The organism is Bacillus sp. AFS017336, from assembly GCF_002555445.1.
GTDB lineage: Bacteria > Bacillota > Bacilli > Bacillales > Bacillaceae_G > Gottfriedia.
This window is the reverse complement of the sequence record NZ_NUCO01000017.1, coordinates 128,250-152,552: the sequence shown is the minus strand read 5'-3', so window position 1 is coordinate 152,552 and position 24,303 is coordinate 128,250. Positions and strand designations below refer to the sequence as shown.

Sequence of the window (24,303 nt, the reverse complement as noted above, 5' to 3'; positions counted from 1 at the left end):
ACTTAGGTTGACATTTATAATAAATAAAGTAAAAGTTTAAATAAGTGTATATATAAAGTATAGTTATTTTTCTTCGCTATAAGTAGTCCAGAGTCTGTGCCATGAATAAGCTCTTCGATATTAGATGAACCACCATCAAATGAACTTCGAATATAACCTTCTAATGAAAGTAAATATGATGCAGATTCGGAATCCTTCAGTAACATCGATTCTTTGTAGTATTTACTAGCATCCTTATAATGTTTACCTCTATATAATTCATAAGCTAAGTTATGCAGTACTTTTGCTTTTCGCTCAGGTGCATTGCATAGTTCGCAACTTCTAATTAAATTTTTAAAACGATTAATAATTTCTTCATCTAATGTATCACCTTGAACTTGTATAATCATCAACATTTCAGCGTCAATCACTCTAAGATAGTTATTGATTTGTTTGAAAAAATGATGAGATTTTTCAGCATAATAATAGGCTAGTACAGGAGCATTTAAAGTATGGTAAGCCGATGCTAAATGGTAATTATATTCAGGGTTTTTATAAATTGTATTATCGATCGATTTTAAAATTTGGATTACTTTACTATATTCTTGTTTTGCTAAATAATAAATTCCTAAAATATGCTTTAATAAATTTCTTTCATATTGTGCTAATTTATCTTCTTTTTTTTGAATCTTTTTGATGATTTTAAATGCTTCATTACATTTATCATACACTAGAAAATATTTAGCTCTTAGCAGCTGATACATATCATTATATTCAGAGATTTGAATTAATTCTTCCATTTCAAATTCATAATAGATTTGATCCATCTCTTCGAATAATTGCATGATAATAACATCATGCCAATGAAGTAAACGTTGTTTTATATTCGTAAAATTTGTTACTTCTAATTCCATATCAATGCCAAGTCTTTGTGATAATAAATTTAGTATTTCTGGTGCGTACTTTGTTTGAGCACACTCTATTTTACTTATATGGGTAACGGAGCAAATGTTTTTTCCTAATTGTTCTTGCGTTAGCTTGTACTTTTCTCGATAAAATTTAATGATTTTTCCTTCATACATAACTAAGTCCTCCTCCCATTCTAGGTTTCAAAAATAGTACCTAATACTAAAATTCTACATTTAACAACAAAATTAGTATATTTAGAATAGTGGTATAGCATGTGAAGTAATACTTAAAGATATGTTAAGAACTGGTAAAAAGGAAAAAGCAGGAAAAGAAAGGGGGAGAAGGAAGTAATTTTTTGCCATCCCTTTCCCGAACTTCATTTTTTTACCTTACGTTGAATTATTTCTCTATTTTATTACCGATTCTAAAGAGCATAGATAGTTGCTTTGCTAGATATTGCGGAGTATAGGGCATATCATTTCTTAACCAAGATACAATTGTACCGATCAATGCTGATGATCCGTACCAAATAATAATATCCTTTTGAATATCAGTTTTAATATGTAAGGAATCAATTTCTCTTCTTTGCGTTATTGTTTCGGTAATGATTTTTAATAATTGCTCCGTAAAGATAGGTGTTTTAGTAGAGGCAAGAACTACTTTATAAAATTTAGCATTCTGAGCTATATGTTCGAGCAATTTTAAAAGCTTCACTGAATCTGTTTCTTCTATAGATTTATAATCCGTTGAATCCCTCATAATTTGGCCAAGCTTTTCGCCCATTTCCAAAGCCATATTCTCCATCATATCTTGTATGTCACGATAATGTAGATAGAATGTAACTCGGTTAACGGTTGCACGCTCAGCAATTCGATTAACTGTGATTTTGTTTAGATCCATTTCATGAAGTAGATCGATAAATGCATCTTTAATCAATTGGCGTGTACGAATGATCCTAGGGTCTACTTTTATTTTATCCTTCAAATCAAATCACCTTTTCCATAAAATTTACAATTTTTTTAGATGTGTATATTAAGTTGGATTTTTGCTACAGAACTAAAAAGTGTGATAACTACAATACATTTCTACAAATATTGTTGGTTGTAAGAACTAACTATATAACTATAATTAATTTATATCATGTTAATTATTAAACACTTTGTAAATTATGTCCATGATAAAGATAGAAGGAGTTGATGGGGGATTGAGTAAAATTACTGTTTCAGACACAAATTCAATAAAAAAAGGACCTATTATGTTCATATTGATTTTAGGTGCTTTTTTAGCAACGTTAAATCAAACGCTTATGAGTGTTGCCATTCCTGAGCTAATGGTTGATTTTCAAATCAAGGCAGCAACAGCACAGTGGTTAACAACAGGTTACATGCTAGTAAATGGTGTGTTAATCCCGATTACAGCATATTTAATGCTACGTTTCACTACGCGCCAGCTTTATCAAGCTTCAATGATTATCTTTTTAGCAGGAACAATTGTATCGGCAATTGCGACTGACTTTCCTGTTTTGTTAACAGGGCGATTGATTCAGGCTGCAGGTGCAGGAATTATTATGCCACTACTTACGAATGTTATTTTGACAATATTCCCACCAGAAAAACGTGGGGGAGCAATGGGGATGGTCGGGCTTGCGATTATTTTCGCACCAGCAATCGGACCTACTCTTGCAGGTTACATTATGGAAAACTACAAATGGGAAACGATGTTTTACGGAATGATTCCATTTGCTATTTTAGTAATCGTACTTGGGTTTATTTATTTACGTAACGTATCCGATCGTGTCGTAACAAAATTTGATTTACTTAGCGTAACATTATCGACAGTCGGTTTCGGTGCAATGCTATATGGTTTCAGTCGAGCTGGAAGCCTAGGCTGGAAGAGCGCCGAAGTCATTACTACGATTGCTGTTGGAATTTTAGCGCTTGTACTTTTTTCTTGGAGACAAATAGTTTCAAAAAATCCTTTACTTGATTTGCGTGCATTCAAGTTTAGTATGTTCTCATTAACGACAGTTATTAATATCGCAGTAACGATGGTCATGTATGCAGATATGATGCTACTCCCTCTTTACTTACAAAATATTCGTGGCTATACACCTGTTGAGTCGGGTCTACTATTACTTCCAGGTGCATTGGTAATGGGCTTTCTTATGCCAGTTACTGGAAGGCTTTTCGACCGAGTGGGTGCGAAATGGCTGGCTATTTTCGGGATGATTATTACAATTGCAACAACACTTGGCTTCACAAACTTAACGGATTCAACGAGCTACACTTACCTAGTTCTAATGTCCACTGGACGCCGAATTGGAATGGCCTTAATGATGATGCCGATTCAGACAGCTGGTTTGAATCAACTTCCAAAGCAATTAAATGCTCACGGTACAGCAATTACGAATACAATCCGTCAAGTTGCTGGGGCAGTGGGTACATCACTTCTAGTTACAGTTATGACAGACCGTACAAAAACACATATTCAAGAATTAATTCCTACAGCGGCAACTAAAGGTTTAACACAAGCTCAGCTTATAAAAGAAGCTTCAATAAATGGAATAAATGACGCTTATTTAGTGATTGTTGGAATAGGAATTCTTGGATTATTGCTTTCTTTCTTTATTAAAAGAGGGAAACAAACAGCTTCTGAAGACGCATCTATTAAGTTAGATAAAGTAACAGTTAAAGCATAAAACATCATAATTAATTGGAGGAATAATCGTGAGACTTCAAAATAAAGTAGCTGTAGTAACTGGTGCAGGTTCAGGTATGGGGAAAGCAATCGCTGTCCTTTATGCAAAGGAAGGTGCAAAAGTAGTAGTATCTGATATTAATGTAGATGCTGCTAAAGCAACCGTTGAAGAAATAAAATCAAACGATGGAGATGCAATAGCTGTAATGGCAAACGTTGCACTCGAAAATGATGTTCAAAACTTAATTGATTCTGCCGTTAATACTTTTGGCACATTAGATATTCTAGTTAATAATGCAGGAATAATGGATAACTTTGAACCTGCAGGTGATATTGAAGATGAAAAATGGGAAAGAGTTTTTGCAGTAAACACAACAAGTGTCATGCGCTCAACTAGAAAAGCCTTACCAATCTTTTTAGAAAAAGAGCATGGAGTTATTATTAACATAGCTTCCGCTGGCGGTTTACAAGGTGCTAGAGCAGGAGCGGCATACACAGCTTCTAAGCATGCTGTTGTTGGATTTACAAAGAATACTGGATTCATGTACGCAACGAATGGAATCCGTTGTAACGCAATTGCCCCTGGTGGTGTTGAAACAAATATCGGCTCATCAATGACAAATATCAACGAGTTTGGTATGGGACGAATTCAATCAGGACTAGGTATAAACCCTCGAGTGGGTAAACCAGAAGAGATTGCAAAGATCGCTTTATTCCTTGCTTCAGATGAATCGAGTTTTGTGAATGGTACTGTTATTACTGGGGATGCAGGTTGGACTGCATATTAAAGCAGGAATTTTATAGTAGGGTGCTATTAGTAAAAGTTTGCCTTTAAAATATCGAATCTTTCATGATCAAATTTGATATAAACATTGAAAAAACCATCATAAATCTAATTTTAGATGGTTTTTTCATGTTTTTGGATCTACTTCCAATTAAACTTTAAAATATAAAATAGAATGAGAATATCTTAGAGGTCCATTTCGAGCGGTGTCATTATTTGGGGATTTTCAAACAAACTATTGTTTCAAATATCTAGCTACTTTTTCTAAAACAACTTGATATTGAAATTATTAACAGAATCACGAAATACAGTACTATAAATGATGAAAGTAGTACTAAAAGACCGATGTAAAGTCCTTTTTCAAAAGCACTTAAAAACTGTTCGAAATTTAAAATTACTTGAATTACAGTCAGTGAAAACCAAAAAATGGTAGTGTAATAAAATGATTTTTTTGTTCTCTTAATAAATCGCTTCATATATTTTGTCCTTTTTTATTCAAAGTATCTTAATAGAGTAATAAAAATAGAAGCAATAATAAACAGTAAACCCCACTTATACCTCTTCATTTTAAAATTCAGAATGGTGATGGGTAAAAGAGCGAACATAAAAAAGAATGGGGCTAAAATAGAATTTGTACTAATTACTAGGCATAGGATTACAAAACTAATCGTGAAAGTAAATACAATTAACCTCTTTTTTATGGAATATGTCATTTTTAATCCCTCACTTTTTTAGCATATTAATAAGGCTTCGTGGCAAACCACCAACTCCCAATGCTGGTATAAACCGTATCAAAATTTTTATTTTTCATGTTAAATTTTGCACCGATGTTCTGATATCTGTATGCATAATGATTTGAACCGTATCCAGTTGGAACTAATCCAGTTGTTTGATATAGGCTATAATAACTTGAAACAGTCATTGCAAGTCCCCCAGCAAGTGCTGTGCTAAAACCAACTGCACTTACCCAATTTGAGATAGAAGTAGCTAATCTAGAAGATGATAATGAGCTACCAAGTAATGCACTTATGCCAATAATGCCTCCAATAACTGTGGCAATTTGTCCTATTGAATTAAAAGTTTTTAATACTCTATTCTCATATGTCGCTAAATATTTTGGTTCCCATGGTGAACTTGCTCGATTTAGAATATCAGTTCCTGTACTTTCTGCTAAAGTTAAGTCATAAGTGGATGTTCTTTGGATTTCAATTTTTTCTCCATCTAATATAAGGAAGTTATCACCTTCATTATAAGACAAATTATGTACCTCAGTTTCATCAGTAACTGTGTTAAATTGAAATGAAGAATCGGTAGTTTTCTTAACTTCGAAATCGATTTGAAGCTTTTCATTGTCTATTGAGAAGCTTGATGAATTATCAGTGGCTTTAAAATCAGAAACTATAGTATTTGTTGAATTGAGCGAGGCATTGGTTGTATCAATATTATTTATTTCTGCAAAAGTATAAGAGATTGGAGATAATGTCAGTACAGCAATAATTGAGATGGTTAGTAAATTTTTTTTCATCAATAGACTCCTCCTAATATTGAATTTTTTTATAATTTAACACATATTTAGCAAGGATGGAGAAGAGTATATTGAAAGTTTTGTGAATGTATTCACAAAATGTAAATTGATAGAACAAGAGTTTTTCATTCATTTGAAGAGATAATGAAAATCATGGGTGCCATTAAATAAAAGATGAATTAACCTGAGAATAAATTACTGAATTAAAAAGCAAAAACCATCATTCAAAGAATGATGGTTTTAATTTATTTTCCAACCTGCTTCTTAACATCCTTCTTCTCATCAATCCAAGCCTCTAACTGATCACGGCCAGGTATGTTATCAATCTGATCAGCAGAGAAAACAGGATCCAGACCTTGTTTCTTTTGAGAAATATAATCTATTAATAAGGCTTTTACTACTTTAGCTAAACGTGTAATTGCGTAAAGATTAACGATTACCATTAATCCCATGAAGATATCTGCTAAGGACCAAATTAATTCAGCGCTATATAGTGCTCCGAATAATACCATTCCAATTACTGCGAAACGGTATAGATAAATTGATTTTTTTGAATGCTTCATGAAGCTTATATTTGATTCACCGTAGTAATAGTTACCCATAATAGTACTTAATGCAAATAGGAATACTGAAATTGAGACGAATGTGGCAGCGAAGTCTCCAAGACTTGCGCGCAAAGATTCCTGTGTTAAAGGTATACCAGTAAGTTCAGTTGTTTTATATACGCCTGAAACTAATACGATCATTGCTGTCGATGAACAGATGATGAATGTATCTACAATTACACCTAAAGCTTGAATAAAGCCTTGTTTAACTGGGTGAGTTACTTCAGCAGTTGCTGCTGCGTTTGGAGCAGAACCCATTCCGGCTTCGTTTGAGAATAATCCGCGACGAATCCCGTGAAGAACTGCGGCACCCATTACGCCACCAAACATTTGTTTAAACGTAAAAATTCCTTCAGAGAAAATTGCACCGAAAACGCTTGGTAAAATATCAAAATTCGAAATCATTACCCATAAAGCTAAAATGATATATACACCAGCTTTAATTGGAACTAAAACAGTTGAGAATTTTGCAACTGAATGTACGCCACCAAAAATAATTAAAGCTGTAATAATTCCTAATACAATTGCTGTAGTTTTTGTATTTACACCGAATTCATTATTAATAGAAGCAGCAATCGTGTTTGCTTGTACTGCATTAAAAATAAGACCAAAAGATAACGTAATTAAAATACTAAAAATAACACCAAGCTTTCGATTACCTAAAGCTTTTTCCATATAATAAGCAGGCCCGCCGCGCCATGAAGAACCATCTTTCACTTTATAAAGTTGAGCTAAAGTACTTTCTACAAATGCTGAGGCTGAACCAATTAATGCCATTAACCACATCCAAAATACTGCGCCTGGTCCACCCAATGCTACTGCAGTGGCAACACCCGCAATATTACCTGTTCCAATACGTGCAGCCATTCCGATCATAAATGCTTGTAATGAAGATACCGTTTTTTTACTTTTGTCTCTGTTTCGACCATCAGCTAATAATCGAACCATTTCAGGGAAGAATTTAAACTGAATAAATCCTAAATACGCTGTTAAAAATAGGCCAATTGCAACTAATAAAATGACAATTAATTTAGCCCATAGATAGTCGTTGATTACTGTAACCAATTCTGTCATGAATCCCTCTCCTTTGTATGAATATTCGCAAAATTATACGATAATTTTGACTATAAAGTGTAATAATAAATTATTACGCTGATGATGACAATGGTTTTTTAATGAAATTTTAATGAAATTAGGTTGAATTAAAAAAAGATTAAAAAAGTGAGCGTTCACTTACTTTTTTGTTGACGAAATGATTTTCGGTTAATATACTAGAAAAGTGAATAAACACTTACTTTTTTTGAGGCATGCTAAAATATAGGTTTAATTCCTTTTTTAACATTAATTCGTAAGGAGGTAAATGGTGAATAAGGGTGAAAGAACAAAGCATCATATATTAGAACAATCTAAACAGCTTTTTGCGAAGAACGGCTATGATGGAACGACAATTAATCAAATTGCAAAGGAAAGTAAAATTTCTGAAGCAACAATTTATAAGTATTTTAAAAGTAAATTAGATGTATTAATTACTTGCGTAAAGCCTGATATTCAAGACGTTTGGATGGAAGAGGATTTTAGTAACTATTCGATTGAAGATTTGCTTAGATTATATGTAGAGAAACGAATTAAATGGGTAGAGATGAATCGAAATCAAATTGAAATTTTGATAAGCGAAACTTTACGCCATCCTGAGTTATCAGAAATTTTCTTTCAACAAATCTATCGCAAAACACCAATTGAAGAAGAAATTGAAGCTAGAATGCTCGCAAAAGAAACGAATCTGCATTTAGAAATTCCTATACTAAGCTTAAGTATGATTACGACAATTATATCGATTCTAAATCTGCAAAAGAGTGTAATGGGTAAAGATCCAATGCATATAACAGATGATGCTATCAATAAAATGGTGCAATTAATTTTATTTGGTTTAATAGGAAATAAAAGTCCTGAATAAACATGAATATGTATTTAGTTTTTAATGAATAAAACGGGAGAATGGTTTAGTATAACCTTTTATTTTTTTATAAAAGGGAGTATTAAACTATTTAAATGACAAAAATTGACCAAAATATAAATTCGGTCAATCAGTCTAAAAGGGGAGTGATATTGTGTTTAAACAAGAATGGAAAAATATTTTTAAGAAGCCAATGACTATAGCAACAATCATTGCAATTGGACTTGTACCGATGCTATACTCATTAATTTTCTTATCTGCTTACTGGAATCCTTATAACAAAACAGAGAAACTTTCTGTCGCAGTTATTAATAATGATAAAGGTACTGAGTTTAATGATAAAAAGCTTAATGTCGGGGAGGATTTTGTCGATGGTTTAAAAGATAATAAATCTTTTAAATGGAAAGTGACAAGTAAAAAACAGGCAATGGATGGACTAAACGATGAAAAATATTATTTGGTCATCGAAATCCCTTCTAATTTCTCTAAAAATGCAGCTACGTTATTAGACGAAAAACCGAAAAAAATGAAGTTAAATTATTACACGAATGCGGGCAAAAACTATGTAGGTGCACAAATCGGTACTAATGCAATGAAAGAAGTAAATGCTAATATCTCTAAAGAAATTACAGAGCAATATGCTAAATCTGTCTTTGATAACTTCAAGGATATTGGCGATGGAATGACAAAGGCAACTGATGGTGCTGGTAAAATCAATGATGGCGCATCAAAAATAACAGATGGAACAGATGTCTTAAATAAAAATTTAAAAAAATTAAATGATAGCATGCTAACATTTGAAAACGGAAGTAGTCAGCTTAAAAGTGGCGCAACACAACTTTCAGATGGGATTAAACAATCAAATGATGGAGCAAATAAATTAAACACTGGTTTAAACGCACTACTAGAAGGTACTGGCACATTAAAAGCCGGTTCTAGTGAATTAAATAATGGTCTGTCACAGTTAGTTGATGGTGGAACTAAAATTGAAGCAGGGTCTTCTAAGTTGGAATCTGGAAGTAATCAATTAAATGCTGGATTAAAACAATCTTATGAAGGTGCAAGCCAACTGCAAAAAAGCGAGGCAGGTTTTAATGAGAACCTTGGTGCTACAAATAACGCATTAAAATCAATTGTTAGTGGATTACAAGATGGCTCATTAAGTAAGGAAGATTTACAAAAATTACAAGCAATCTCAAATAGCTTAAATCAGCTTTCGCAAGGAAGTAACCAAATTAAAGCTGGTATCGATCAAGTTGCTACAGCGCAAGGTCAATTATATGAAGGCTCAAATAATTTACTTGCAGGACAAAAAGAACTAAATTCAAATTTAAGTTTATTTAATAGTAAATTGCAACAAGCGTCTAACGGAGCGAATCAATTAGCCGGGGGAAATAATGATTTATACAATGGCACTAAACAATTAAGTGAAGGAAGCTCATTACTTTCATCAGGTTTAGGTAAATTAAATACAGGTGGAGACCAACTAGTTCAAGGTATTGATCAACTAAATGATGGTTCTAAGCAACTATCTGATGGAACAAATAAACTATATAATGGGTCTGGAGACTTATTAAAAGGTGCAAGCGATTTATCAAAAGGAACGAATGAACTTCATAAATCATTAAAAGATGGTGGAGATGAAGTAAACAAAGTTAAAACAAGTGATAAAACCGATCAGTTCTTTGCACAACCAACAGAGTTAGTTGCTCATAAAATCAATAATGTTAAAGAGTATGGTGTTGGATTAACGCCTTATATTTTATCAATTGGATTATTTGCAGGTGGATTAATGTTCACTTCAGTTTATCCAATGAGAAAGAACTCAATCACTCCAACAACTGGTTTAGCTTGGTTCTTTAGTAAATATAGCGTTCTAATTTTTGTGGGGATTATGCAATCGATTGTAGCGGATATCGTTTTAATTTACGGTATGGGTCTTGATGTGAAAAACGTAGGATTATTCGTTCTGTTTACAATCATCACTAGCTTAACATTCTTCTCATTAATTCAATTCTTAACAGTTACATTAGGGAATATAGGACAATATTTTGTGTTTGTAATGATGTTATTACAAATTGGAGGAACTTCAGGTACTTTCCCAATTTCATTAACACCGACATTTTTCCAAACGATTCATCCATATTTACCGATGACATACGCTATAAAAGGATTTAGGGAGTTAATCTCAAATTCTGTTAGCAAAGGATTTGTATGGGATCAAGTCTACTATTTATGTGGATTTGCAGTGCTATTTATCATCCTAACAAATGTAACATTTGCAGTTAGCGTTAAATTATCAAAGAAAAAACAACTAAGTGAAATCGAAGCATAAATCATAAATTAATAAAAAGGATTGAAGTCTAACTAAAAAAAGATTTCAATCCTTTTTTACTATAAATGAAATAAAAATCCAGTATCTTTAGGGGAATATTTTATTGTAAAATTAGAGATGAAAAATGGGCATATTGAAGGAAAAATTTTAGTTTTGCTTTACATTGTAAAGTAATTATCGGTAAACTTTAACATGGTAATTATATAGGGGTGCATTTAAGTTCGATTAAATATAAAAAAACAAGGAAGCGTTTTCATTCGTAGGAAAAGTGGTGAATAAATGAAGTTAACTGAGGTTGATAAAAGAATTTTAGAGATGCTCACTAAAAATGGTCGGATGTCTTACGCCGATATTGGAAAAGAACTCAACTTATCAAGAGTTTCGATTCGTGAGCGTGTGAATCAATTAATAAAAAACGAGGTTATAGAGAGATTCTCGGTAGTTATTAATTCTGAAAAAGTAGGAAAAGGAGTATCTGCTTTCTTTGAGGTTGATTGTGAACCAGCTTTCTTAGTAGAAGTAGCTGAAGCACTCGTAGATAATCCTGTTGTAGCTAGTTGTTATCAAATGACGGGTCCAAGTACTTTACATATGCATGTATTAGTCGATGATTTTGTCAGATTAGAACAATTTATAAATAATGAATTATATGCTTTAGAAGGTATTACGAGAGTAGAAAGTCATATACTGTTGCGAAGATTTAAAAGTAGAAATGGACTAAAGTTATAGGTATTTTTAACCGAGAGATGTCGTATCTCTCGGTTTTTTTTACTATTTTTTGTAAAAATTCATAAAATTATAGAATATTCTGTCTACCGGGGGTATAATCGAAAATAATTAAATTTACATTGTTAGGTTATTTATTATCATTAGTTAACAAACGTATGTGATTTTAATTAATATACTTACAAATGGAGTAGGTGGAAAGATGGCAGCACTCATATTGAGAAGATTGTTCCAATTGTTTTTACTTTTACTAGGTATCTCTTTTTTAGTCTTTGCTTCGATGCATTTAGCACCTGGTGATCCAGCTGCAGTCATTGGAGGACCTACAGCAACGAAGGCCGATCTTAGTGCCATTCGAGAAAGCTTGGGATTGAATGATCCTTTTTTTGTTCAATATTGGCATTATTTATCAGGTGTATTACACGGGAATTTTGGATATTCCTTTCAAACGAAACAGTCAGTTGCAGAGGCAATTTCAATTCGTTTTCCCAATACATTAAGTTTAGCAATCGCGAGTATGGTTGTTGCGGTAATAATCGGAGTAGTAACTGGCATTATTTCTGCACTTAAGCAAAACTCGTGGATGGATGTATCAAGTACAATTATTGCACTTGCAGGTATATCAGTACCTAACTTTTGGCTAGGGGCGATCCTAATTCTCATATTTGGGGTTAACTTACAAATATTGCCTGTTGGGGGATTAGATTCACCAATTTGGACATTAGCCGGGCTGAAGCAAATTATTTTACCAGCCATCGCATTAGGGACAGCTTCAGCTGCTATGATTGCAAGAATGAGCCGTTCTTCTATGCTTGAGGTAATTCGAGCAGATTACATACGAACTGCTAGAGCAAAAGGTGTAAAAGAAAAATCGATTGTTTGGATTCATGCATTAAAGAATTCGATGATTCCAGTCATTACTGTAATTGGACTAAATTTCGGATTTCTTCTTGGAGGAACAATTATTACTGAACAAGTATTTGCGATTAACGGCGTTGGCAGATTGATGATTGATGCAATTGCATCTAGAGATTTTCCAATGGTTCAAGGGGCAGTATTACTAGTGGCAACTCTATTTGTAATCGTAAACTTATTCGTTGATATTTTATACGTATTTATAGATCCAAGAATTAGCTACGATTAATCAGTGAAAGGAGGAAGGGAATTGTCTACGGAAGTTGTCATTAATAATATAGGTACAAAACAAGTTAGTTCTAAAAAGAAAGAAAAATTTATTGTTCAAACGTTTAAACGACTAGTAAAAAATCGATTAGCCGTCTTTGGATTAATTATTATTATTTTACAAATTTTAATGGCAGTGTTCGCTCCATTAATTACGATTCACGATCCAATTAAACAACATTTATCATCAACGGAGCTACCAGTATTCTCAAGTGGACATTGGTTAGGGACTGATAATTATGGACGTGATATGTGGAGTCGAATTGTCTACGGATCACGAGTATCACTTCTTGTTGGGTTTAGCGCAGTAATTCTTGGCTTAATCGGCGGAATTACAATCGGTATGCTAGCAGGATATTACTCAAAACTAGATGGCTTGCTAATGAGAATTGTCGATTTACTCTTTGCTTTCCCAGGAATACTATTAGCTATGCTAATTATCGCAATACTTGGGACTAGCCTTGTAAATGTTGCAGTTGCGATTAGTATATGGGCAATACCTTCATGTGCGAGAATCGTTCGTGGTTCTGTATTATCAATAAAAAAGCAAGAATACATACAAGCAATGAAGACTTTAGGAGCTAGTGATTTACGCATTATGGTGAAACATATTTTACCAAACTGCATGGCACCAATAATTGTTTTTGGCACAATGAAGATGGCCACGGCTATTTTAGCAACGGCATCACTTAGTTATTTAGGTCTTGGAGCTCAACCGCCAACAGCAGAATGGGGGTCAATGATTTCGCAAGGGCAAGATTATATGTTTTCTTCACCACATATGACAATCGTACCGGGTATCGCGATTATGTTGATCGTTTTCTCTTTTAATGTCGTAGGTGATGGGTTAAGAGATGCTTTAGATCCAAATATGAATATAAACAATTAAGGAGATGGATATATGAAAAAGTGGATGTTTATCGTATTTAGTGCAATTCTTTTACTTGCTGGTTGTTCTAGTAAAACGACTGGATCAAATAGCACTAATGTTTCTCAAGAACTTACTTATGCTTCAACATCAGATGTAGTTGGTTTATCACCAATTTTAACAAATGACTCAGTTTCGGCTAATGTGATCAGTCAGGTTTATGAAACTTTATTTAAACGAGATCCAAAAACAATGGAAATTGAACCACTTTTAGCAGAATCATATACAAATCCAGACAATAAAACTTGGGATATTACGCTTAAAAAAGGAATTAAGTTTCAAGATGGAACAGATTTCAACGCAGAAGCAGTAAAGTACACATTCGATAAATTCCGTGACCCAAAAACGGCTGCTCCACGTGCTTCTTTATTAGAACCAGTCCAATCTATTAATGTAGTTGATGATTACAAATTAGAAATTAAAACGAAATATCCATACGGACCTCTTTTAGCGGCACTTGCTCACTCAGCTGCTTCAATTGTAAGTCCAACAGCAGATAAAAATGGAGATTTAATGAAAAAACCTGTAGGTACTGGGCCATTTAAGTTTGTTAGCTGGACACCTGGTGACCAAATCGTTCTTGAAGCGAATAAAGATTATTGGAATGGTGCACCTAAACTGAAAAAAGTTACGTTTAAAGTTGTTCCTGAAGTATCTACAGCAATCTCAATGTTACAAACTGGAAAAGTACAATTTATTGATGCAATACCAGCAGAGCAAATTAAACGTCTAGAATCAATTAAAAAAGTAAAAGTTACAAAAGCAGAAGGAACACCTGTTTATTATTTAGGATTTAATATGAAAAAAGCACCAATGAATAACTTAGCATTCCGTCAAGCAGTTGCTTATGGATTAGATCGTAAAGCGTATATTAATCAATTAAACGGATTAGGTATTGAAGGGAATAGTGTAATTGGTCCAAAAGTTTTCGGATATGACCAATCTGAAGAAGAAGCAGGCTATTCTTATGATGTAGAAAAAGCTAAGAAACTGATTAAAGATAATGGATTTGAAGGAAAAGAAGTGAAAATGTTAGTTCCAAACAGAGATATGTATATGAAAATGGCAGAAATTGCTCAAGCTCAAATGACTGATATTGGCTTAAAAGTTAAGCTTGAAACGATGGAATGGGGTACGTTCCTAGATGCAACAATGAAAGGTCAATACGATGTAACGTTCTTAGGATGGGCAAATAGTACAGGAGATGGTAGTGAATTATTATATCCAAACTTCCACTCTGACAATGTTGGAATATCTAACCGAATTTCATATAGTAATCCTGAGTTTGATAAGTTAGTGAATGAATCTCGTCAAACAATTGACCCAGATGCTCGAAAAGAAAAACTAAAAGAAGCGGATGATTTATTAGTAAAGGATGCTCCGGTCATCGTTATGAATCAAGGTGTAGTAACATCTGCAGTTGATCAAACGGTGAAAGGTTTAGTAATTGACCCTACTGGACAATGGTCTTTATATAACGTACACAGAGAGTAGGTAGCATGATGACGACAGAACTTCTATCTGTAAACAATTTAGTAACAACGTTTCGAACAGCTGACGGAGAAATCCCAGCTGTTCGAAATGTATCCTTTTCAGTAAACAAAAGCGAGACTTTATGTATCGTTGGAGAATCTGGTTGTGGGAAAAGCATTACATCATTATCCGTAATGGGATTATTGCCAAGTAATGGATCAATTAAAAGTGGCTCTATTCAATTAGAAGGAACAGATTTAACTAAGCTAACAAATGATGAACTAAGAAAAATTAGAGGTAATAAAATATCGATGATTTTTCAAGAGCCAATGACTGCTTTAAATCCTGTTATTACAATTGGGTATCAACTACGTGAACCACTAATGATTCACCAAAAGCTTACTAAACAAGAAGCAAATAAAAGAGGTATTGAACTTTTAAAACAAGTTGGTATTCCTTATCCAGAAAAAAGAATGCATCAATATCCTCATGAATTAAGCGGCGGAATGAGACAGCGGGTTATGATTGCCATTTCATTAGCTTGTACGCCAGGACTTTTAATAGCGGATGAACCAACAACAGCACTTGATGTCACGATTCAGTCACAAATTTTAGATTTAATCCATGATTTACAAGAACAGCTTGGAATGGGTGTCATCATGGTTACACATGATATGGGAGTCGTTGCTGAAATTGCTGATAAAGTGATGGTTATGTATGCAGGAGAAAAAATTGAAGAAGGCCCTGTTGAAGAGATCTTTAATAATCCAAGTCATCCATATACAATTGGTCTATTAAACTCTGTACCAAATGTTGATGATCCAGATTTTGAATTGGAAGCTATTCCAGGCTCGACGCCGAGCTTAAACGAACAAATAACTGGCTGCCGTTTTCATCCACGCTGTGAACGTGCCCTTGCGCGATGCAAAGTTGAAGTGCCAAAGGAATTTAAAATAAAAAATGGGCACACGGTTAAATGTTGGTTAAGTGAGGAGGATGCACTATGACTCTAGTAAAAAGTAAGTCACCTTTATTAGAGCTTCGAAATGTAAAAAAGTATTACCCAATTCGTGGAGGATTACTAAAAAAAGTACAAGGTCACGTTAAAGCCGTTGAAGCAGTAAGCCTTTCATTATTGGAAGGTGAAAGCTTAGGAGTTGTAGGAGAATCGGGCTGCGGTAAATCTACTTTAGGTAAGACAATTTTAGGTCTTGAGGAAATTACAGATGGAAAAGTAATTTTTAGAGATACAGAAATTCAGCATTTATCGAATAAAAACCGAAATGATTTTAAGAAGCAAATGCAGATGATTTTCCAAGATCCATATGCTTCATTAAACCCGAGACAACGAATTGGCGATGCGTTAGAAGAAGTATTTGTAATTCATACTAATCTATCAAAACAAGAACGAAAAGAGAAAGTAATCGGATTGCTTCGTGAAGTAGGTTTAAATGAAGATCATTACGATCGCTATCCCCATGAATTTAGTGGTGGACAACGCCAACGTATTGGAATTGCTAGAGCGATTGCTCTAAATCCATCACTAATCATTTGTGACGAAGCAGTATCTGCACTTGACGTGTCAGTACAAGCACAAGTATTAAAGCTCTTAAAATCATTACAAGCAAAATATCAATTGACTTATTTATTTATCTCCCATGATTTAGGAGTAGTTAGATATTTCTGTGATCGAGTTTTAGTAATGTATTTAGGTAATACTGTTGAGCTAGCTCCAGTAGACAAATTATATAAAAATCCACTACACCCTTATACAAAGGCGTTATTATCTGCGATTCCCCGTCCAAAAGTCGGAAAAAGACATGAGAAAATCCGTTTGACAGGTGAAATTCCAAATCCAGCTAATCCACCTTCTGGTTGTACATTCCGTACACGTTGTCCACTTGCGACAGATCTTTGTGGCCAAAAAAAGCCAGAGTGGAAGGAAGTAGAAGAAAATCATTTTGTTGCATGTCACCATGTAGAAGCATAAAGGAGAAGATACTAAATGCAGTTTGATCATTTAAATAATCCATATTCAGCACAACGTCATACAACATTTGGAAAAAATGGAATGGTGGCAACATCCCAGCCTTTAGCAGCACAAGCAGGGCTAGATATATTGAAAAAAGGTGGTAACGCAATTGATGCTGCAATTGCTACCGCAGCCGCTTTAACGGTAGTTGAACCAACATCAAATGGAATAGGTGGCGACGCCTTTGCATTAGTTTGGGTGAAAGGGGAGCTACACGGCTTAAATGGTAGTGGGCCAGCACCAAAATCAATTTCAATCGAAAAGTTAAAAGAACAAGGAATTGAGAAAATGCCAACTCACGGTGTTATTCCTGTTACAGTACCAGGAGTTCCTGCCGCATGGGCAGCATTATCAAAACGATTTGGTAAATTACCATTAGAAGAAGTTCTCCAACCAGCAATTACCCTTGCAGAAGAAGGCTTTCCGATCTCACCAATTTTAGGGAAGTTTTGGAATATAGCTTATGAAAAGTTTAAAAAACAATTTACTACATCTGAGTTTGACGAATGGTTCAAAACATTCACTCCAGATGATCGAGCTCCGGAAATCGGTGAAATGTGGTCATCCAAATCGCATGCTAAAACTTTACGAGAAATTGGAGCAACAAATGCAGAAAGCTTTTATCGTGGAGAGTTAGCAGAAAAAATTGCTTCATTTATGAAAGAGCATAATGGATATTTAAGTTTAGAAGACTTAAGTGAATATAAAGTGGAATGGGTAAAACCAATCTCTACTAATTATCGTGGATATGATGTATGGGAAATCCCGCCGAATGGACAAGGCATGGTCGCGTTAATGGCACTAAATATTGCCAGAGGTTTTAATTTTTCTACAAAAGATGAAGTTGATACATATCATAAACAAATAGAAGCTATGAAACTAGCTTTTACTGATGGAAAAACATTCATTACCGATTCAGAACATATGAATATCGATGTCGATGAGCTATTGTCTGAAGAATATGCTGCTTCACGCAGAGAATTAATTGGTGATAAAGCGATTGAACCAGAAAATTACACTCCTCCAAAAGGTGGTACTGTTTACTTAGCTACTGCTGATGGGGAAGGGAATATGGTTTCATTTATTCAAAGTAACTATATGGGATTTGGATCAGGAATCGTCATTCCAGATACGGGTATCGCACTTCAAAACAGAGGACATGACTTTTCGTTAATTCCAGAGCATTCAAATTCACTTAAACCAGGTAAAAGAACATATCACACGATAATTCCAGGATTTTTAACAAAAGATGGCGAAGCGGTAGGTCCATTCGGCGTAATGGGCGGATATATGCAACCACAAGGCCACGCACAAGTTGTAATGAACACGGTAGATTTTCTATTAAATCCTCAAAGTACATTAGATGCACCTAGATGGCAATGGATGGAAGGGAAAAAAGTGGTAGTTGAACCTCATTTTCCAAATCATCTTGCTCAAGCACTTGCTCGAAAAGGCCATCAAATTCAGATTGCTACGGATTGTAGCAGCTTTGGAAGAGGCCAAATTATATGGCGTAATTCACAGAACGGTGTGTTAATGGGAGGAACAGAATCTCGAACAGATGGCGCAATTGCAGTTTGGTAAAGGAATGATTCAATGTTAAATCAATGGCAACTTTTTTTAGCTTTTTTTAGAGTAGGAATGTTAGGTTACGGGGGAGGTCCATCTTCCATACCACTTATACATACAGAGGTTGTAGATAAGTATAAATGGTTAAATAAAGATGACTTTTCCGATGTATTAGCAATTGGAAATGCTCTTCCTGGACCAATCGCAACAAAGCTTGCGGGATATATTGGATGGAGGATAGGTGGGGTAGTGGGTATGCTAAATGCAATAATCGCAACAACGCTACCGACTGTCATCCTACTTATGATTCTATTATCAACGTTAAATCATTTTAAAGGCATTGCTTGGGTACAAGGTATGTCAAAAGCGGTTGTTCCAGTAGTAGGAGTGATGTTAGCGACTTTAACATGGGATTTTGTAGAAAAATCAAGAGAATCTCTCGGTTGGAAAATTACTAGTATAATTGTAGTAACTAGTTTTATCCTTCTCTATTTTTTAAATGTACATCCTGCAATACTAATCGGATGTTTAGTTGGATATGCCTTTTTCTCAAAAAGTAAAAATGAAAAGAAGAAGAAGGTGAAGGCATCATGATCTTTTGGAAAATATTCTTGGCATTTTTCTTACCTGGAATTTTCGGATACGGTGGTGGACCAGCCTCTATTCCTCTGATTGAGAATGAAGTTGTAGATAAATACGGATGGATGAGTTCAGTTGATTTTAGTAATGTGCTTGCATTAGCCAATGCACTACCAGGTCCAATAGCTACAAAGCTGGCAGGGTATATTGGTTATGCTAAAGGAGGAGCGTTTGGCGCATTTGTTGGATTATTTGCTTCAATCGCACCATCACTTATTTTGATGATTGCATTATTAAGCATATTAATGAAGCACAAAAATTCACCTAAAGTTAAAAAAATGACTGCATTTGTTAAACCGCTAATTGCAGTATTACTTGGCATTATGGCTTTTGACTTTTTCAATGATTCATATAATGGTGTAGGTGTAACTCAAACAATCATTATTAGTGTACTTTCTCTATTATTTTTGGAGCGTTGGAAAATTCACCCTGCATATGTAATCGGGGGAGCACTTGTATATGGAGCTGTATTCTTAGCATAGGTAGTGGAACATTATTGAAGCAACAGTTAATGTGGTGTTGCTTTAATAATGTTTTTTTGCGTGGAGTCTTTTTAAATTTATTACCATAATGTGAAGTGTCATAAAAATAGCAATTATTATAGCATGTAAAATTTATACACATCAACATTTGTGAATTTAGTCACAAAATAGACAATTTATTGACACGAATTTGACATATAAGATTAAGTCAAAAACCCTTTTAGAAAAGTAAACTATAAGTAACAAGAGATACCGTATGTGCTTCTCTAGAAATTACTTAATGAATTATTTGTGAAAAAATGTTCAAAGTTATCCTGAGCTTTATGAAATTTTTTTTGAAATATTCTTTATCCTAAGGGGGATGGACCGTGAGTGTGTTAGAACTTGCAAGATTACAATTTGGTTCCACGACGATTTTCCATTTTTTATTTGTACCACTTTCTATTGGTTTAGTATTTATGGTTGCAATTATGGAAACATTGTATGTTTTTCGAAATAACGAGACATATAAAAAGTTAACAAAATTCTTTGGGCACTTATTTTTAATTAATTTTGCTGTTGGTGTTGTTACTGGTATTATTCAAGAATTTCAGTTTGGTATGAACTGGTCTGAGTATTCTCGATTTGTAGGGGATGTATTTGGAGCACCGCTAGCAATTGAAGCACTTTTGGCGTTTTTTATGGAATCTACGTTTTTAGGAATATGGATTTTTGGTTGGGAAAAACTGTCTAAAAAAATTCATTTATTGTGTATTTGGCTAGTTGCATTTGGAACTGTCATGTCTGCATTTTGGATTTTAGCAGCTAATTCATTTATGCAGGAGCCAGTTGGTTATACGATCAAAAATGGACGTGCACAAATGAACGATTTCTTGGCAATCATTACAAATCCTCAGCTAAAAGTAGAGTTTCCTCACACGATTGCTGGCGCTTTAGCAACTGGTGCATTATTTGTAGCCGGTGTAAGTGCATATAAAATTTTAAAGAAACAAGAGATCGCAATCTTTAAGAAAGCATTCAATCTAGCAATGGTTGTCGCTTTAATAGCAGGAATTGGCGTGGCGTTTAGCGGCCATTCTCAAGCGAAGCATTTAATGGAATCACAGCCAATGAAAATGGCTGCAAGTGAGGGGCTTTGGAAAGATAGTGGCGACCCTGCAGGCTGGATGCTCTTTGGTCTGATCGATTCGAAAAAGAAAGAAAATAAATATGAGGTAGAAGTACCATATTTATTAAGTTATCTAGCTTACGAGAAGTTTGAAGGTAAAGTACCTGGAATGAATACATTACAAAAGCAATATGAGAAATTATATGGTCCCGGAAATTATATTCCACCAGTTAATACGACATTCTGGAGCTTTAGAATTATGGCAGGAGCAGGAATGGTCATGATTTTAATGTCGATGCTAGGATTATATTTTAGTTATCGTAAAAAATTAGAATCAAAAAATCTATTCTTAAAGGCAACGATTTTCCTTATTTCATTACCATTTATAGCAAATACAGCTGGATGGGTTATGACGGAAATAGGCCGTCAACCTTGGACTGTGTTCGGTTTAATGACGACAGCTGCATCTGTGTCACCTAATGTTTCAAAAGGATCACTTATATTCTCTATCATAACTTTTACTTCAATGTACGCAATTTTAGCAGCCGTTTTAGTTTACTTGTTTGTGAAAGAAATTAAAAAAGGAACACATCATGTTAAAAAAGAAGAGGTTCCTACTGTTGATCCGTTTGAAAGGGAGGCTACAATTGTATGATTGGGTTAAATGAATTATGGTTTTTACTTGTTGCAGTTTTATTTATTGGCTTCTTCTTTTTAGAAGGCTTTGACTTTGGTGTAGGTATATCTACGAAGCTACTAGCTAAAAATGATACTGAAAGAAGAATATTAATAAATACAATTGGACCATTTTGGGACGCAAATGAAGTTTGGTTATTAACTGCTGGTGGAGCAATCTTTGCAGCATTTCCGAATTGGTATGCAACGATGTTCAGTGGCTATTATATTCCGTTTGTATTCGTCTTAATGGCATTGATTGGACGCGGAGTTGCTTTTGAATTTAGAGGGAAAGTTGAAAGTTTGAAATGGGCAAAAGCCTGGGATTGGGTAATTTTCTTCGGTAGTTTATTACCACCATTTTTATTCGGTGTACTATTCTCTAGTATCCTTAGAGGGATGCCAATCGATAAAAATATGAATATATCTGCTGGATTTACTGATTATGTTAATTTATTCACTGTAGTCGGCGGTATAACTGTGACGCTTTTATGTCTATTACACGGATTAATGTTTTTAACATTAAAAACGGTTGGAGACTTAAGAGATCGTGCACGTTCTCTAGCACGTTTAGTAATCATACCAGTATTCCTATTCTTAGTTGCATTTACTGGTATGGCATTTTTTGAAACGGATATGTTTAAAGTAAAAGCGCAAATAACTGTGCCACTTATTTTATTAATCGTATTATCTTACGTTCTTGCTACAGTCTTCATCTTTAAGAAAAGAGACGGTTGGTCATTTACTATGACAGGACTTGGTATTGTACTTACTGTAGGAACTCTATTTACTTCTCTGTTCCCAAGAGTCATGATTAGTTCAATAAAAACAACTTATGACTTAACAGTTTATAATGCTTCATCAGGCCCATATTCATTAAAAGTAATGACAATTGTAGCATGTACACTATTGCCATTCGTATTAGGTTATCAAATTTGGAGTTATTATGTGTTTAGAAAAAGAGTGGATGAGAAGGATTTGACTTATTAATGGGAAGAGATCTTATTAAATACAAAGGGATAAAGAGTTTATTCATTATCTTATCTTTTTTAACAATTATACAAGTGGCGACAATTATTATTCAGGCATATATGCTTTCACAAGCTATTGTCAAATTGTTCAATGGAAAAAGTAGTAGCGATATTTTATACGCTACTATTTTCTTCATCGTCGCATTTGTCTGCCGATATATTGTCTCAACAATCAAACAGAAGTGTTCGGAAAGCTTTGCAGACATTGCATCGACGGAAATAAAGATGGAAGTGTTAGAGAAGCTTTTTAGACTTGGACCTAGATATGCAAGAAAATCAGGAACAGGAAGCATTGTAACACTAATTATGGAAGGAACTACTCAACTAAAACAATATTTAGAAATCGTTCCTTTGAAAATGATTAATTTAGCCATCATTTCACCAGTAATTGTGATCTATATTTTCTTTGTTGATAAAGTTTCTGCAATTATATTAATCGTAACATTTCCAATCATTATTATTTTTATGATCTTACTTGGATTAGCGGCTAAAAAGAAATCAGATAAACAATGGAAGATTTACCGAATTTTATCGAATCATTTTACAGATTCACTGCGCGGTCTGGAAACATTAAAATTTCTTGGATTAAGTAGAAAACATATTAAAAAAATTGAAAATGTAAGTGAAAGATACAGAGAAGCAACGATGGGAACTCTGAAAGTAGCTTTTTTATCATCATTTGCGCTAGATTTATTTACTATGCTTTCAATTGCTACAGTTGCCGTCTTTTTAGGTCTTCGCTTAATTGACGGAGTAATATTATTAGGTCCGGCACTTATGATTTTAATCTTAGCTCCTGAATATTTCTTACCAGTTCGCGAAGTTGGTGCGGATTATCATGCTACATTAAACGGTCAAGAAGCTGGAAAGGCAATGCAGAATATTTTAGATGAGCAGGAGTTTAAAGCTCAAGATATTGCTCCTCTTTCTGATTGGAGCCATAATAGTACCATTAATTTGCATGACCTATCCGTAAGCCCTGAGAAAGATGGTCAGACGATTTTATCGAATATAAATTTAAGTATTAATGGGTTTCAAAAGATCGGGATTGTTGGAGAGAGTGGCTCGGGTAAATCAACACTAATTGACTTGATCGGAGGATTTTTGGAGCCTTCACAAGGTGCTATTCAAATTTCAGGTAAAGAGGTATCGCATCTTCAATTAGCTGATTGGCATAAACAGTTAATTTATATCCCACAAAATCCGTACATCTTTTCAAAATCATTAAAAGATAATATAAGTTTCTATAAACCTACTGCAACTAACGAGGAAATTGAAGATGCAGCTACACAGTCCGGTTTAACTTCTTTAATGAACGAACTGCCGAATGGATTAGAAGAAAAGATAGGTGAAGGTGGCAGAGCGTTAAGTGGGGGACAAAGCCAACGCGTTGCACTCGCTAGAGCTTTTTTAGAAAATCGTCCAGTACTTTTATTGGATGAACCTACTAGTCATCTTGATATTGAGACAGAGTTTGAATTAAAACAAACAATGCTTAAGTTATTTTCAAATAAATTAGTGGTATTAGCTACACATCGCTTACATTGGATGAAAGAAATGGATCAAATTATTGTGATGAACGAAGGTAGCATAGTTGAAGTTGGTACGCACGAACAATTAATGATGAATAAAGGTCATTATTATCGACTAATTCATAGTTAGAGGGAAAA

Annotated in this window: 20 protein-coding genes; 16 read left to right on the top strand and 4 right to left on the bottom strand. The window is 34.2% G+C overall.

All coding sequences use genetic code 11. The annotated features are described in order from the left end of the window. Positions 1-14: 14 nt before the first annotated feature. A complete protein-coding gene (locus CN601_RS09075) occupies positions 15-1,061 on the bottom strand; it encodes a helix-turn-helix domain-containing protein (protein WP_098170843.1) in 1,047 nt (348 codons plus the stop codon). 226 nt (positions 1,062-1,287) lie between these two features. Further along, positions 1,288-1,872 carry a TetR/AcrR family transcriptional regulator gene (locus tag CN601_RS09070; RefSeq protein WP_098118683.1) on the bottom strand — a complete coding sequence of 195 codons (585 nt, stop codon included), beginning with the start codon at positions 1,870-1,872 and terminating at the stop codon, positions 1,288-1,290. 271 nt (positions 1,873-2,143) lie between these two features. On the opposite strand from CN601_RS09070, the gene CN601_RS09065 reads away from it, so the two are divergent. Continuing rightward, positions 2,144-3,586: a DHA2 family efflux MFS transporter permease subunit gene (locus CN601_RS09065; RefSeq protein WP_373604965.1), complete on the top strand. Its 1,443-nt coding sequence runs from the start codon at positions 2,144-2,146 to the stop codon at positions 3,584-3,586. A 28-nt stretch (positions 3,587-3,614) separates the two neighbouring features. After that, complete coding sequence (locus tag CN601_RS09060; protein ID WP_098170841.1) at positions 3,615-4,373, top strand: SDR family oxidoreductase; 759 nt, start codon at positions 3,615-3,617, stop codon at positions 4,371-4,373. Positions 4,374-5,108: 735 nt separating this feature from the next. Here CN601_RS09060 and CN601_RS09055 read toward each other — a convergent pair. Beyond that, positions 5,109-5,894 carry a hypothetical protein gene (locus CN601_RS09055; RefSeq protein WP_098170840.1) on the bottom strand — a complete coding sequence of 262 codons (786 nt, stop codon included), beginning with the start codon at positions 5,892-5,894 and terminating at the stop codon, positions 5,109-5,111. A gap of 245 nt (positions 5,895-6,139) precedes the next feature. Next, positions 6,140-7,573 (bottom strand): alanine/glycine:cation symporter family protein, encoded by a 1,434-nt coding sequence (locus tag CN601_RS09050; protein WP_098118680.1) that lies wholly within the window; start codon positions 7,571-7,573, stop codon positions 6,140-6,142. A 289-nt stretch (positions 7,574-7,862) separates the two neighbouring features. Between CN601_RS09050 and CN601_RS09045 the strand changes: the two genes are divergently transcribed. The 14 genes from CN601_RS09045 to cydD all read left to right on the top strand — a co-directional run bounded on the left by CN601_RS09045 (position 7,863) and on the right by cydD (position 24,295). Further along, positions 7,863-8,453, top strand: a complete 591-nt coding sequence (locus CN601_RS09045) for a TetR/AcrR family transcriptional regulator (RefSeq protein WP_179865498.1) — start codon at positions 7,863-7,865, stop codon at positions 8,451-8,453. Between the two features lie 154 nt (positions 8,454-8,607). Further along, positions 8,608-10,788: a YhgE/Pip domain-containing protein gene (locus CN601_RS09040; RefSeq protein WP_098170838.1), complete on the top strand. Its 2,181-nt coding sequence runs from the start codon at positions 8,608-8,610 to the stop codon at positions 10,786-10,788. A gap of 279 nt (positions 10,789-11,067) precedes the next feature. Beyond that, entirely contained in the window at positions 11,068-11,517 is a 450-nt protein-coding gene (locus CN601_RS09035; RefSeq protein ID WP_098170837.1) for an Lrp/AsnC family transcriptional regulator, read from the top strand. A 199-nt stretch (positions 11,518-11,716) separates the two neighbouring features. Further along, complete coding sequence (locus CN601_RS09030; RefSeq protein ID WP_098118676.1) at positions 11,717-12,658, top strand: ABC transporter permease; 942 nt, start codon at positions 11,717-11,719, stop codon at positions 12,656-12,658. A gap of 39 nt (positions 12,659-12,697) precedes the next feature. Then, positions 12,698-13,585, top strand: a complete 888-nt coding sequence (locus CN601_RS09025; protein ID WP_098119103.1) for an ABC transporter permease — start codon at positions 12,698-12,700, stop codon at positions 13,583-13,585. A 12-nt stretch (positions 13,586-13,597) separates the two neighbouring features. After that, positions 13,598-15,118 (top strand): glutathione ABC transporter substrate-binding protein, encoded by a 1,521-nt coding sequence (locus CN601_RS09020; protein ID WP_098170836.1) that lies wholly within the window; start codon positions 13,598-13,600, stop codon positions 15,116-15,118. A gap of 8 nt (positions 15,119-15,126) precedes the next feature. Continuing rightward, positions 15,127-16,104, top strand: a complete 978-nt coding sequence (locus CN601_RS09015) for an ABC transporter ATP-binding protein (RefSeq protein ID WP_098118674.1) — start codon at positions 15,127-15,129, stop codon at positions 16,102-16,104. Beyond that, positions 16,101-17,087, top strand: a complete 987-nt coding sequence (locus CN601_RS09010) for an ABC transporter ATP-binding protein (RefSeq protein ID WP_098118673.1) — start codon at positions 16,101-16,103, stop codon at positions 17,085-17,087. Before CN601_RS09015 ends, CN601_RS09010 begins: the two co-directional genes overlap by 4 nt. Positions 17,088-17,102: 15 nt before the next feature. Then, complete coding sequence (gene ggt / locus CN601_RS09005; RefSeq protein WP_098170835.1) at positions 17,103-18,713, top strand: gamma-glutamyltransferase; 1,611 nt, start codon at positions 17,103-17,105, stop codon at positions 18,711-18,713. A 12-nt stretch (positions 18,714-18,725) separates the two neighbouring features. Continuing rightward, positions 18,726-19,292 carry a chromate transporter gene (locus CN601_RS09000; RefSeq protein WP_098170834.1) on the top strand — a complete coding sequence of 189 codons (567 nt, stop codon included), beginning with the start codon at positions 18,726-18,728 and terminating at the stop codon, positions 19,290-19,292. Next, positions 19,289-19,819, top strand: coding sequence for a chromate transporter (locus tag CN601_RS08995; protein WP_098170833.1), 531 nt, complete (start codon positions 19,289-19,291; stop codon positions 19,817-19,819). Before CN601_RS09000 ends, CN601_RS08995 begins: the two co-directional genes overlap by 4 nt. Before the next feature lie 368 nt (positions 19,820-20,187). Continuing rightward, complete coding sequence (locus tag CN601_RS08990) at positions 20,188-21,582, top strand: cytochrome ubiquinol oxidase subunit I (RefSeq protein ID WP_098170832.1); 1,395 nt, start codon at positions 20,188-20,190, stop codon at positions 21,580-21,582. Further along, a complete protein-coding gene (gene cydB, locus CN601_RS08985; RefSeq protein WP_098170831.1) occupies positions 21,579-22,592 on the top strand; it encodes a cytochrome d ubiquinol oxidase subunit II in 1,014 nt (337 codons plus the stop codon). Before CN601_RS08990 ends, cydB begins: the two co-directional genes overlap by 4 nt. Next, the gene (gene cydD, locus CN601_RS08980) at positions 22,592-24,295 is read left to right on the top strand and encodes a thiol reductant ABC exporter subunit CydD (protein WP_098170830.1); all 1,704 of its coding nucleotides are present in this window, start codon (positions 22,592-22,594) and stop codon (positions 24,293-24,295) included. Before cydB ends, cydD begins: the two co-directional genes overlap by 1 nt. The last annotated feature ends 8 nt before the right edge of the window (positions 24,296-24,303 follow it).

Bases quoted from the DNA above. Each gene is read 5' to 3' on its own strand.
- CN601_RS09035 (WP_098170837.1), top strand. From the start codon at position 11,068: ATGAAGTTAACTGAGGTTGATAAAAGAATTTTAGAGATGCTCACTAAA.
- ggt (WP_098170835.1), top strand. From the start codon at position 17,103: ATGCAGTTTGATCATTTAAATAATCCATATTCAGCACAACGTCATACA.
- cydD (WP_098170830.1), top strand. From the start codon at position 22,592: ATGGGAAGAGATCTTATTAAATACAAAGGGATAAAGAGTTTATTCATT.
- CN601_RS09050 (WP_098118680.1), bottom strand. From the start codon at position 7,573: ATGACAGAATTGGTTACAGTAATCAACGACTATCTATGGGCTAAATTA.
- CN601_RS09015 (WP_098118674.1), top strand. From the start codon at position 15,127: ATGACGACAGAACTTCTATCTGTAAACAATTTAGTAACAACGTTTCGA.
- CN601_RS09000 (WP_098170834.1), top strand. From the start codon at position 18,726: ATGTTAAATCAATGGCAACTTTTTTTAGCTTTTTTTAGAGTAGGAATG.
- CN601_RS08995 (WP_098170833.1), top strand. From the start codon at position 19,289: ATGATCTTTTGGAAAATATTCTTGGCATTTTTCTTACCTGGAATTTTC.
- CN601_RS09020 (WP_098170836.1), top strand. From the start codon at position 13,598: ATGAAAAAGTGGATGTTTATCGTATTTAGTGCAATTCTTTTACTTGCT.
- CN601_RS09065 (WP_373604965.1), top strand. From the start codon at position 2,144: ATGTTCATATTGATTTTAGGTGCTTTTTTAGCAACGTTAAATCAAACG.
- CN601_RS09075 (WP_098170843.1), bottom strand. From the start codon at position 1,061: ATGTATGAAGGAAAAATCATTAAATTTTATCGAGAAAAGTACAAGCTA.
- cydB (WP_098170831.1), top strand. From the start codon at position 21,579: ATGATTGGGTTAAATGAATTATGGTTTTTACTTGTTGCAGTTTTATTT.
- CN601_RS09030 (WP_098118676.1), top strand. From the start codon at position 11,717: ATGGCAGCACTCATATTGAGAAGATTGTTCCAATTGTTTTTACTTTTA.
- CN601_RS09010 (WP_098118673.1), top strand. From the start codon at position 16,101: ATGACTCTAGTAAAAAGTAAGTCACCTTTATTAGAGCTTCGAAATGTA.
- CN601_RS09055 (WP_098170840.1), bottom strand. From the start codon at position 5,894: ATGAAAAAAAATTTACTAACCATCTCAATTATTGCTGTACTGACATTA.